This is a genomic window from Mycobacterium sp. (assembly GCF_051006775.1).
Lineage (GTDB): Bacteria > Actinomycetota > Actinomycetes > Mycobacteriales > Mycobacteriaceae > Mycobacterium.
This window is the reverse complement of sequence record NZ_JBPCSX010000183.1, coordinates 1-11,216: the sequence shown is the minus strand read 5'-3', so window position 1 is coordinate 11,216 and position 11,216 is coordinate 1. Positions and strand designations below refer to the sequence as shown.

The 11,216-nt window shown below is 66.8% G+C and carries 10 protein-coding genes; 4 read left to right on the top strand and 6 right to left on the bottom strand.

Annotated features, from left to right (window positions below; all coding sequences use genetic code 11):
• The first annotated feature begins 40 nt into the window (after window positions 1-40).
• Both ACR2JI_RS13445 and ACR2JI_RS13440 read left to right on the top strand, forming a co-directional pair.
• Complete coding sequence (locus tag ACR2JI_RS13445; RefSeq protein WP_526390723.1) at window positions 41-784, top strand: hypothetical protein; 744 nt, start codon at window positions 41-43, stop codon at window positions 782-784.
• 123 nt (window positions 785-907) lie between these two features.
• Entirely contained in the window at window positions 908-4,597 is a 3,690-nt protein-coding gene (locus tag ACR2JI_RS13440) for a multifunctional oxoglutarate decarboxylase/oxoglutarate dehydrogenase thiamine pyrophosphate-binding subunit/dihydrolipoyllysine-residue succinyltransferase subunit (protein WP_526390721.1), read from the top strand.
• A gap of 78 nt (window positions 4,598-4,675) precedes the next feature.
• Here ACR2JI_RS13440 and ACR2JI_RS13435 read toward each other — a convergent pair whose 3' ends face one another.
• Window positions 4,676-5,047, bottom strand: coding sequence for a DUF732 domain-containing protein (locus tag ACR2JI_RS13435; protein WP_526390719.1), 372 nt, complete (start codon window positions 5,045-5,047; stop codon window positions 4,676-4,678).
• Between the two features lie 95 nt (window positions 5,048-5,142).
• Between ACR2JI_RS13435 and ACR2JI_RS13430 the strand changes: the two genes are divergently transcribed.
• Window positions 5,143-5,973: an SDR family NAD(P)-dependent oxidoreductase gene (locus ACR2JI_RS13430; protein ID WP_526390717.1), complete on the top strand. Its 831-nt coding sequence runs from the start codon at window positions 5,143-5,145 to the stop codon at window positions 5,971-5,973.
• A gap of 20 nt (window positions 5,974-5,993) precedes the next feature.
• Here the strand turns inward: ACR2JI_RS13430 and ACR2JI_RS13425 are convergent, their stop codons facing one another.
• Together ACR2JI_RS13425 and ACR2JI_RS13420 are read right to left on the bottom strand one after the other, a co-directional pair.
• Window positions 5,994-6,848: a glycine betaine ABC transporter substrate-binding protein gene (locus tag ACR2JI_RS13425; RefSeq protein WP_526390715.1), complete on the bottom strand. Its 855-nt coding sequence runs from the start codon at window positions 6,846-6,848 to the stop codon at window positions 5,994-5,996.
• Entirely contained in the window at window positions 6,845-8,014 is a 1,170-nt protein-coding gene (locus tag ACR2JI_RS13420) for an NAD(P)-dependent malic enzyme (protein ID WP_526390713.1), read from the bottom strand. Before ACR2JI_RS13420 ends, ACR2JI_RS13425 begins: the two co-directional genes overlap by 4 nt.
• A 59-nt stretch (window positions 8,015-8,073) precedes the next feature.
• Between ACR2JI_RS13420 and corA the strand changes: the two genes are divergently transcribed.
• Window positions 8,074-9,177, top strand: coding sequence for a magnesium/cobalt transporter CorA (gene corA, locus ACR2JI_RS13415; RefSeq protein ID WP_526390711.1), 1,104 nt, complete (start codon window positions 8,074-8,076; stop codon window positions 9,175-9,177).
• Between the two features lie 7 nt (window positions 9,178-9,184).
• Here corA and ACR2JI_RS13410 read toward each other — a convergent pair whose 3' ends face one another.
• The 3 genes from ACR2JI_RS13410 to ACR2JI_RS13400 form a co-directional block, all read right to left on the bottom strand.
• Window positions 9,185-9,760, bottom strand: coding sequence for a suppressor of fused domain protein (locus tag ACR2JI_RS13410; protein ID WP_526390709.1), 576 nt, complete (start codon window positions 9,758-9,760; stop codon window positions 9,185-9,187).
• Window positions 9,757-10,845, bottom strand: coding sequence for an ABC transporter ATP-binding protein (locus ACR2JI_RS13405; protein ID WP_526390707.1), 1,089 nt, complete (start codon window positions 10,843-10,845; stop codon window positions 9,757-9,759). Before ACR2JI_RS13405 ends, ACR2JI_RS13410 begins: the two co-directional genes overlap by 4 nt.
• Before the next feature lie 10 nt (window positions 10,846-10,855).
• Window positions 10,856-11,216, bottom strand: a 361-nt coding sequence (locus ACR2JI_RS13400; protein WP_526390705.1) for a carbohydrate ABC transporter permease, incomplete at its 5' end; no start/stop codon positions are given.

Sequence of the window (11,216 nt, the reverse complement as noted above, 5' to 3'; positions counted from 1 at the left end):
CATGACGTCGCGTGAAAGTGCCCAGAGAAAGGGCCCGAGCATGAGGTTTCGCCGCAAGCCGTCGGACAACCTGCCGGCCCGCCCCGAGGATGCCGGCATGTCGGCAAAAGTGCTCTCCAACATCCTGGAGTCCAGCGCCCGACTGCAGGCCCCGGCGGTCAAGGCCTACGTGGCCCGGCTTCGCAAAGGTAACCCCGATGCCAGCCCCGCCCAGATCGTCGCCAAGCTGGAGAAGCACTACCTGGCCGCGGTGATGGCCAGCGGCGCAGCCGTCGGCTCGGCGGCCGCCTTCCCCGGCATCGGCACCCTGGCAGCGTTGTCGGCGGTGGCCGGCGAGACGGTGGTATTCCTCGAGGCGACCGCCGCCTTCGCGCTGGCCGTCGCCGAGGTCCACGGGATCCCGGTGGAGGATCGCGAGCGGCGCCGCAACCTGGTGCTCGGCGTCCTGGTCGGCGAGGAGGGTAAGGGCGCGGTCCGCGACCTGCTCGGTGCGAGCCGCACCAGTGGAGCCTGGCTCGCCGAGGCCGAATTGCTGCCGCTGCCGGTGATCTCTCAGCTGAACTCCAAGCTGACGACGTATTTCGTGAAGAAGTACACGATGAAGCGCGCCGCGATGGCGTTCGGCAAGATGCTGCCGGTCGGCATCGGCGCCGCGATCGGCGGCGGTGGCAACCGGATCATGGGCAAGAGGATCGTGGCGAACGCCCAGCAGGCCTTCGGCCCGGCGCCGGCGCGGTGGCCCGCCACCCTGCATCTGCTGCCGCCGGTCCGGGACGCGCAGTAACTGACCGCTCGTCTCCCAGCGTTCACCGCTCGGCTCAGGCATGGTCGGACCCGCTTCGGGAACCCGCGATAAGCGATAGCCTTAGGCGTCGTCACAGGGCACAGAAACGAGGCGAGCGACTCCGTGAGCAGTACGAGTTCACCCTTCGGCCAGAACGAATGGCTGGTCGAGGAGATGTACCGCAAATTCCGCGACGATCCCGCGTCGGTGGACCCGAGCTGGCACGACTTCCTGTTGGACTACAAACCCGAGACCACCGGTCCCGTCGGGAGCAGTGGCAACGGCCAGTCCACACCTGCCCCGGCCGCGCCCCCGGATCCGGTTCCCGCCGCCCCGCCCGTCACCGCCACTGCGGCGCCGGCTCCCGCGGAAGCTCCGGCCCCGGCGCCGGCCGCCACCCCGGTGCAGACCGGCGACGAAGCGCAGGTGCTGCGCGGCGCCGCGGCCGCGGTCGTCAAGAACATGAACGCCTCGCTGGCGATCCCGACCGCCACCAGCGTGCGCGCCATCCCGGCGACGCTGATGATCGACAACCGGATCGTCATCAACAACCACCTCAAGCGCACCCGCGGCGGCAAGATCTCCTTCACCCATCTGCTCGGCTACGCAATCGTGCAGGCTGTCAAGTCGTTCCCCAACATGAACCGGCACTTCGCCGAGATCGACGGCAAACCGAATGTGGTCAGTCCGGCGCACACCAATCTCGGTCTGGCCATCGACCTGCCCGGCAAGGACGGCAAGCGGTCACTGGTGGTCGCCGCCATCAAGGGCTGCGATGAACTGGCGTTCGCCGATTTCGTCGCCGCCTACGAGGACATCGTGCGCCGCGCCCGCGACGGCAAACTCACCGCTGAGGACTTCGCCGGCGTCACCATCTCTCTGACCAACCCCGGCACCATCGGCACCGTGCACTCGGTGCCGCGGCTCATGTCCGGCCAGGGAGCGATCGTCGGCGCCGGCGCCATGGAGTACCCCGCCGAGTTCCAGGGGGCCAGCGAGGAACGCATCGCCGATCTCGGCGTCGGCAAGCTGATCACCCTGACCTCGACCTACGACCACCGGATCATTCAGGGCGCGGAGTCCGGCGACTTCCTGCGCACCATCCACCAGTTGATGCTCTCCGACGACTTCTGGGACGAGATCTTCTTCGACCTCGGTATCCCGTATGAGCCGGTGCGGTGGCGCACCGACAACCCGGACTCCATCGTCGACAAGAACGCCCGGGTCATCGAACTGATCGCCGCCTACCGCAACCGCGGCCATCTGATGGCCGATATCGACCCGCTGCGACTGGACAAGAACCGCTTCCGGATGCACCCCGACCTCGACGTGCTGACACACGGCCTGACCCTGTGGGATCTGGACCGCGAGTTCAAAGTCGACGGGTTCGCCGGCAAGCAGCACAAGAAACTGCGGGACGTGCTCTCGGTGCTGCGCGACGCCTACTGCCGGCACATCGGTGTCGAGTACACCCACATCCTCGAGCCCGAGCAGCAGAAGTGGCTGCAGGAGCGCGTCGAGGTGCGCCACGACAAGCCACCGGTAGCGCAGCAGAAGTACATTCTGAGCAAGCTCAATGCCGCCGAGGCGTTCGAGACCTTCCTGCAGACCAAATACGTTGGGCAGAAGCGCTTCTCGCTGGAGGGCGCAGAGTCGGTGATCCCGATGATGGACGCGGTGATCGATCAGTGCGCCGAGCACAGTCTCGACGAGGTGGTCATCGGCATGCCGCACCGCGGCCGGCTCAACGTGCTGGCCAACATCGTCGGCAAGCCCTACTCGCAGATTTTCAGCGAGTTCGAGGGCAATCTGAACCCGACTCAGGCGCACGGCTCCGGCGACGTCAAGTACCACCTCGGCGCCAACGGCACCTACATCCAGATGTTCGGCGATAACGACATCTCCGTCTCACTGGTGGCCAACCCCTCCCACCTGGAGGCCGTCGACCCGGTTCTCGAAGGCCTGGTTCGGGCCAAGCAGGACCTGATCGACGGGGTCAGCGGCGGCGGGCCCATCGACACCGACCGCGAGTTCACCGTCGTGCCACTGATGCTGCACGGCGACGCGGCCTTCGCCGGCCAGGGCGTTGTGGCCGAGGTGCTCAACCTGGCGCTGCTCCAGGGCTACCGGACCGGCGGCACCATCCACATCGTCGTCAACAACCAGATCGGCTTCACCACCGCGCCGGAGTATTCCCGCTCGGCGGAATACTGCACCGACGTCGCGAAAATGGTTGGGGCGCCCATCTTTCACGTCAACGGTGACGACCCCGAGGCCTGTGTCTGGGTGGCGCGGCTGGCGGTGGACTTCCGGGAGAAGTTCAACAAGGACGTCATCATCGACATGCTCTGCTACCGCCGTCGGGGTCACAACGAGGGCGATGACCCGTCGATGACCAACCCGGCGATGTACGACGTGATCGACACCAAGCGCGGCGTTCGCAAGAGTTACACCGAGGCGCTGATCGGCCGCGGCGACATCTCGATCAAGGAGGCCGAGGACGCACTGCGCGACTACCAGGGCCAACTCGAGCAGGTGTTCAACGAGGTCCGCGAACTCGAGAAGCAGGTCATCGAGCCCAGCGAATCGGTGGAGACCGCGCAGATGATCCCGCGCGGCATGAGCACCGCCGTCGACAAGTCGCTGCTGGCCCGCATCGGCGACGCGCACCTGACCTTCCCGCCGGACTTCAGTCCGCACCCGCGGGTCAAGCCGGTGCTGGAGAAGCGCCGCGAGATGGCCTACGAAGGCAAGGTCGACTGGGCCTTCGCCGAGTTGCTCGCGCTGGGCACCTTCCTGGCGGAGGGAAAGCTGATCCGATTCTCCGGTCAGGACACCAAACGCGGCACCTTCACCCAGCGGCACGCCGTGGTCATCGACCCGGCGACCGGCGCCGAGTTCACCCCGCTGGAACTGCTGACCCGCAACCCGGACGGCACCCCCACCGGCGGCCGGTTCCTGGTGTACGACTCACCGCTGTCGGAGTACGCGGCGGTGGGCTTCGAGTACGGCTACTCGGTGGGCAACCCGGAGGCAATCGTCCTGTGGGAAGCCCAGTTCGGCGATTTCGTCAACGGTGCGCAGTCGATCATCGACGAGTTCATCAGCTCCGGTGAGGCCAAGTGGGGTCAGCTCTCCGATGTCGTGCTGCTGCTGCCGCACGGCCATGAGGGACAGGGCCCCGACCACACCTCCGGCCGGATCGAACGCTTCCTGCAGCTGTGGGCGGAGGGGTCGATGACGATCGCGTTGCCGTCCACCCCGGCGAATTACTTCCACCTGCTGCGCCGGCACGGACTCGACGGCGTGCACCGGCCACTGATCGTGTTCACCCCGAAGTCGATGCTGCGCAACAAGGCAGCCGTCAGCGATATCCGGGACTTCACCGAACAGAAGTTCCGCTCGATACTGGAGGAGCCGGCCTACACCGACGGCATCGGGGACCGCAGCAAGGTCACCCGGATCCTGCTCACCAGCGGCAAGATCTACTACGAGCTCGAGGCCCGCAAGGCCAAGGACGGCCGCGACGACATCGCGATCGTGCGCATCGAGCAGCTTGCGCCGCTGCCAAAGCGCCGGCTGGGCGCCACCCTCGATCAGTACCCGAACGCCCGGGAGTTCCGCTGGGTCCAGGAGGAGCCGGCCAACCAGGGTCCCTGGCCCACCTTCGGCCTGGAACTGCCGGAGATGCTGCCGGAGAAGCTGACCGGCATCAAGCGAATCTCGCGCCGCGCCATGTCGGCCCCGTCGTCAGGGTCGTCGAAGGTGCACGCGGTCGAGCAGCAGGAGATTCTCGACGAGGCGTTCTCCTAGGCCCGCGAGCGTGCGTGTCGGTACACCGACACGCCGTCTCCTCGCGCACTTGGCGCACGCTCGCCCGCGGTTGAGCCGTCAGCTTCCGAACAGCGGGAACGGCAGCCGGCCGTCGGCCAGGCTGCCGGCGATGTTGTCGACGGCCTTCGGGCACAGGAACGAGACCGCCGCGCCGGTGAACATGGTGCCGATCCCCAGCGGCTTGCCGATGCTGTCGGACACCTTGGCCGCGATGTCGGCGGTGTTCTGGCTGCGCTGCGCCAGCAGCGGGCACAGCGACTGACCGAGGCCCACCGCGTCGGCCGGGTTGAGATTGGTGATGCCCAAATCATCCAGCGTCGTCAGGAACTGGTCCACATTTCCGGTGGTGTCGGCATCAGCCGGGGTGGCGTGCGCCCCGGTGAACAGGCCGGCGGCAACCACCGCGACGGCGATACGACTGATCTTCATGATCAGCTCATCGTAGGGGCGTTGCCGGGCGTTACTGCCGGTGATCCCTCGCTGCTAGCCTGAGGGCAAATCGACACCCGTCAACAGGAGCGCACATGCAGGGATTCGCCGGCAAAGTGGCAGTGGTTACCGGAGCCGGATCCGGCATGGGCGCCGAACTCGCGGTTCAACTGGGGCGGCACGGGGCATCGGTGGCGATCAGCGACGTCGATACCGAGGGCCTGGCGGTCACCGAGGGCCGACTGAAGGCCATCGGTGCGCCGGTCAAGTCGGATCGCCTCGACGTCGCCGAGCGGGAGTCCTTCCTGCTCTACGCCGACGACGTGAAGAACCACTTCGGCAAGGTCAACCAGATCTACAACAACGCCGGCATCGCATACAGCGGCGATATCGAGGTCACCCAGTTCAAGGACATCGAGCGGGTCATGGACGTCGACTACTGGGGCGTGGTCAACGGCACCAAGGCATTCCTGCCGCACCTGATCGCCTCCGGCGACGGACATGTCATCAACACCTCGAGCATCTTCGGACTGTTCTCGGTGCCGGGCCAGGCGGCCTACAACTCGGCGAAGTTCGCGGTGCGCGGGTTCACCGAGGCCCTGCGGCAGGAAATGATCCTGGCCGGGCACCCGGTGAAAGTGACCAGCGTCCACCCGGGCGGTATCAAGACCGCGATCGCGCGCAACTCCACCGCCGCCGAAGGGCTGGACACCGCATCGATGGCCGAGTGGTTCGACACCAAGATGGCCCGCACCTCCTCGGAGCGCGCCGCCGAGATCATCCTCGACGGCGTCGCCAAGGGGAAGGCCAAGGTGCTCGTGGGCGCCGATGCCAAGATCCTCGACGTCTTCGTCAGGGTCACCGGTTCGGGCTATCAGCGCGTGCTGAGCACGCTGGCCAGCCGCTTCATGCCCAAGATGCAGTAAGGCGCAGCACCACAGCCAGGTCAGCGCCCCAGCGGGTTGGCAGTCAGCCACGCCTCGGCCACCGACCGTGGATCATCGCCGGCCTTGACCTGACGCAGCATGTCGATCAGCGATGCGGTGTCGAGAACTCCGGCCAGTTCGTTGATCGCCCGCAGCGCCATCTTGCCCAACTCGTTGCGCCGGTAGATGGCGACGACGTTCTCCGCGGGCACCAGCGTGGGCTTGCGATCCACCAGCACCACGACCCCGCCGGGTACGGCGGTATCGGCGGTGGAGGTCCAGGCCGCGGTCAGAGCACCTGTGCGCAGCGCCTCGAACATCGTTGTGGCATCGGGGAATTCGCGTGCGGCCGGCAGAGCGCAATCCCCGACCGCGGCCTGAGTCACCGCACCTGCGACTGCGCCGATGCGCAGCCCGGCACAGTTGCGGACCAGAGCGGTCAGATCATGGCCGCCCCAGCTCGTGGCTGTCGAACCGGTGACCGCAAGCGCCGGCTTATCTTCGGCGGCGACGGCGTAATCACCGGCGGCGAGGCCCTCCGGTAGCGCGCCGATCATCGCCCGGTAGACCTGCTCGGCCGATCGCGCCGCCGAACCCGGCGCGAAGCGCTGCAGCAGCCGTCCGGTGAAACCAGGTGCCACACCCACCGATCCGGTATCCAGGGCCGCCACCGGGTCGGCCATCGTCTGCACCCGAGCGTCGGTCCCGTAGTAGCGCAGCCCGGCCGCGTAGACATTGGCGAGTAGGGCGATCTGCGGATCTGCGGAAGCACCGACGATCAATGACGGGCCCGGCCCGGGATGACTGCAGCCGACGGCCGATACGGTGACCAGTATCAGCAGTAGACGGCGGAGAGTGGTCACTCCCCCGGTCACTCCCGCGAGGCTGCCGCCACCGCGGCCGCGACCGCCGGACCGACGCGGGGGTCCAGCGGGCTGGGGACGATATGGTCTGCGGCCAGGTCGTCGCCGACGACGGAGAAGATCGCCTCGGCCGCAGCGACTTTCATCTTCTCGGTGATGCGGCGTGCGCCGGCGTCGAGCGCGCCACGGAAAACTCCGGGGAAGGCGAGCACATTGTTGATCTGGTTCGGAAAGTCGCTGCGGCCGGTGGCGACGATCGCCGCGTAACGCTTGGCGATCTCCGGGTGGATCTCCGGGTCAGGGTTCGAGCACGCGAAAACCACGCCGCCCGGGGCCATCCGCGCGATCAGTTCCTCGGGCACCTTGCCCGCCGAGACCCCGAGGAACACGTCAGCACCCTCGAGGGCCTCCGCCTGACCGCCGGTGCGACCCTCCGGATTGGTCCGGCTCGCCAATTCTGCCTTGACCGAGTTGAGGTCATCCCGGCCGCTGTGCACGATTCCCTTGGAATCCAGCAGGGTGATATCCGAGAGTCCCGCGGTGAGCAGGATGTTGGCACACGCGACTCCGGCCGCGCCGGCCCCGGAGATCACCATCTTCAGCGAACTCATCTCGCGACCGAGCACCGCGGTCGCGCCCAGCAGTGCCGCGAGCACCACGATCGCAGTGCCGTGCTGATCGTCGTGCATGACCGGGCAGTCCAGCGCCTCGACGACGCGCTGCTCGATCTCGAAACACCGGGGGGCAGAGATGTCCTCGAGGTTGACCGCGCCGAAGCTCGGGCGCATCTTGACCAGGATGTCGACGATCTCGTCGGGATCCTGGGTGTTCAGCACGATCGGGATCGAGTTCAGACCGCCGAACGTCTTGAAGAGGGCGGCTTTGCCCTCCATGACCGGCAAGGAGGCCGCCGCGCCGATGTCACCCAGCCCCAGCACCGCGCTGCCGTCACTGACCACGGCCACCAGGCGATGAGCCCAGGTGTAGCGGGCTGCCAGCGCGGGGTCGGCGTCGATGGCGCGGCACACCTTTGCCACTCCGGGGGTGTAGGCGATCGACAGCGCCCGCTGGGTATCCAGCGGCGCCTTCAGGTCAATCGACAGCTTGCCGCCCTCATGGGCTGCGAAGATCTCCTCGTCGTCGATGACGAGATGGGGGGCGGGCACCGTTTCAGACACGGCGCCAATGTACTCGACGACGCGCGTAGCATTCGGCGAACAGCGACCGAGGAGGTCAGATGGCATCGTTCAGACCGCGGCCCCAGGCACTGCTCGGAGCCGGCCGGCTGCGGTCGGAAATCGAGATCGCCCCGCGAATTCCACTCCCGGTCTCAGAGGCCACGGTCGACTGCGCGGTGTACTCCGAGGGAATCCGGCTCCCCGGGAAGTACACCTATGCAGCCGCGCTGGAGAAGGTCCACGAAATCGAAGCGGTCGGACAGGCAGCCTTCGTCTGGATCGGACTGCACGAACCCGACGAGCATCAGATGAAGTCGGTGGCGCAGGTCTACGACCTGCACCCGCTGGCCGTCGAGGATGCCGTCCACGCCCACCAGCGACCCAAGGTGGAGCGCTATGACGACACCCTGTTCCTAGTGCTCAAGACGGTCAACTACGTACCGCACGAGTCGGTGGAACTGGCTCGCGAGATCGTTGAGACCGGCGAGATCATGGTGTTCGTCGGTCGCGATTTCGTCGTCACCGTGCGCCACGGCGACCACACCGGGCTGGCCGGGGTCCGCCACGACCTCGAGTCCGATCAGGCGCAACTGGCGCTGGGGCCGTATGCGGTGATGCACGCGATCGCCGACCACATCGTCGACTCCTACCGCTGGGTCACCGAATTGATGGATGCCGACATCGACGCGATCGAGGAGGCGACGTTCTCCCCGAACACCAAGACCGACATCGAACCGATCTATCTGCTCAAACGTGAGGTCGTCGAATTGCGCAGGGCGGTCTGGCCGCTCACCGAAGCCCTGGCCCGCATGCAGACCGATTACCGGGATCTGCTGCCCACGGAGATCCGGCGCTATATGCGCGATGTCGCCGACCATCAGACCCTGGCCGCCGACCTGATCGCCAGTTACGACGAGATGCTGACCTCGTTGGTGCACGCCACGCTCGCCAGGGTGGAATTGCAGCAGAATCTCGACACCCGCAAGATCTCGGCGTGGGTGGCAATCGCCGCGGTGCCGACCATGATCGCCGGTATCTACGGGATGAATTTCGAGAACATGCCGGAGTTGGCGTGGCAGTGGGGTTATCCCGCGGTGCTGGGACTGATGGCGTCGGTCTGCGGTTTCCTCTACTTCACCTTCCGCAAGAACCACTGGCTCTAGCTCAGACTCAGGCGGACGACGCCCTGCGCAGCGGATCCAGTACATCCACGCCGTCGTCGGCCCAGGCCGCTCGCATCGCGTCGGCACCCTTGAGCCGCACCCAGGCCGCCTCCGTCTGGGTGATCGGCACCGCCGAGAGGAACCGCACCGGAGCGCGCGGGGGCTCCACGTCAAGATCGGGGATGCCCGACGGCCCCAGCAGCACCGCGGTGAACGGCGCCCCCTCCCACAGCGGGGTGGAAAGATCCACCAGCAGATCCTCGGTGAGCACGACACCGTCCACCGCGGGCGTGGCGGCGATCACCGCCAGGCTACGGGCCAGACCGGGCGTCGGCACACCGGAGCGCAACGTCATCACCACCTCTGCGCGCGGGCCCCGGACCGGATCAATCACACCGGCCGACGCCTCGGTCATCGGATGGCGTGAACAGCCAAGCGACACATAGGAATAGCTGCCGTCGTCGAGGAAGCGCAGGACATCCATCCGCTCAACGCCGAGGAAGGTGACACTGGCGATATCGGGTTCGGAATCGGCGAAGTGCGCACGAAGGTGCGCTCCGGCGGCGTGCAGCGAATCGCTCACGCGCTGAGATTCACTCCGCTCGCCGCGTCGAAGAGGTGCACCTTGGCCGGGTCGATCGCGAGTTCAAGCCGCTGGCCGATGGCCGCCGTCGACTCGGCGGAGATCCGCGCCACGAAATTCGTGCCGCCGGCGCCGGGCACCGAGAAGTAGGCGTACTTGTCTGAGCCCAGCGACTCGACCAGGTTGACGTCCACGCCGAAGGTGACGGCCGTGGCCCGCTCGAAGCCATCCAGCAGCGCGGCGTCGGCGAAGCTCTCCGGACGCAGGCCCGCGACGAGGTTGGAACCGCTCACCGCGGCGGCAAGCGGGATGTCGCCGAACGGCAGCCGGATTCCGGTGGCCGTTGCGGTGGCCGGGAAGAAGTTCATCGCCGGCGAGCCGATGAAGCCGGCCACGAACAGGTTCGCCGGATGGTTGTACAACTCATCGGGGGTGCCGATCTGCTGGGCAACCCCGTCGTTGAGAACCACCACCCGGTCACCGAGTGTCATCGCCTCGGTCTGATCGTGGGTGACGTAGACGGTGGTGGTGCCCAGACGCTTCTGCAGGCGGGCGATCTCGCCGCGCATCTGCACCCGTAGCTTGGCATCGAGGTTGCTCAGCGGCTCATCCATCAGGAACGCCTTGGGCTTGCGCACGATCGCACGACCCATGGCGACCCGCTGACGCTGGCCGCCGGACAACTGCGCGGGCTTGCGATCCAAAAGCTCGGTGAGGTCCAGGATTCGGGCGGTCTCGGCGACCTTGGCGTCGATCTCGGCCTTGCCCATCTTGGCCAGGGTCAGCGGGAAGGCGATGTTCTGCCGCACCGTCATGTGGGGGTAGAGCGCGTAGGACTGGAACACCATCGCGACGTCGCGGTCCCGCGGTGCCTTCTCGTTGACCCGTGTACCCCCGATGCGCAATTCACCGGAGCTGATCTCGTCCAGGCCGGCGATCATGTTCAGCGTGGTCGACTTCCCGCAGCCGGACGGCCCGACCAGGATGAGGAATTCGCCGTCACCGATGGTCAGGCTCAGGTCCTTCACCGGGGTTGCCCCGCTCGGGTACTGCTTGCTCACATGCTCCAGGACGATCTCGGCCATATCAGACCCGCTAACCCTTCACCGCGCCGGAGGTGAGCCCGGCGACAATCCGACGTTGGAAGATCAGAACGAAGATGATGATCGGAATGGTGATCACCATCGCGCCGGCCGCGATCGAACCGGTGGGCTCCTCGAATTGCGAACTGCCGGTGAAGTTCGCGATCGCCACCGGCGCGGTGATCGCCGCCTTCGTGGCGGTCAGCGACAGCGCCAGCAGCAGGTCGTTCCAGGCGAAGATGAACACCAGGATCGCCGCGGTCACGATGCTGGGAGCCGCCAGGGGTGCGATCACCCGGCGGAAGGCCTGCGCCGGCGTGGCGCCGTCGATCTTGGCGGCCTTCTCCAGATCCCACGGGATCTCTCGGAAGAAC

What these genes read in the sequence shown, in the direction of transcription:
- ACR2JI_RS13445 (WP_526390723.1), top strand. Translation starts at nt 41, where the DNA reads ATGAGGTTTCGCCGCAAGCCGTCGGACAACCTGCCGGCCCGCCCCGAG.
- ACR2JI_RS13435 (WP_526390719.1), bottom strand. Translation starts at nt 5,047, where the DNA reads ATGAAGATCAGTCGTATCGCCGTCGCGGTGGTTGCCGCCGGCCTGTTC.
- ACR2JI_RS13430 (WP_526390717.1), top strand. Translation starts at nt 5,143, where the DNA reads ATGCAGGGATTCGCCGGCAAAGTGGCAGTGGTTACCGGAGCCGGATCC.
- corA (WP_526390711.1), top strand. Translation starts at nt 8,074, where the DNA reads ATGGCATCGTTCAGACCGCGGCCCCAGGCACTGCTCGGAGCCGGCCGG.
- ACR2JI_RS13405 (WP_526390707.1), bottom strand. Translation starts at nt 10,845, where the DNA reads ATGGCCGAGATCGTCCTGGAGCATGTGAGCAAGCAGTACCCGAGCGGG.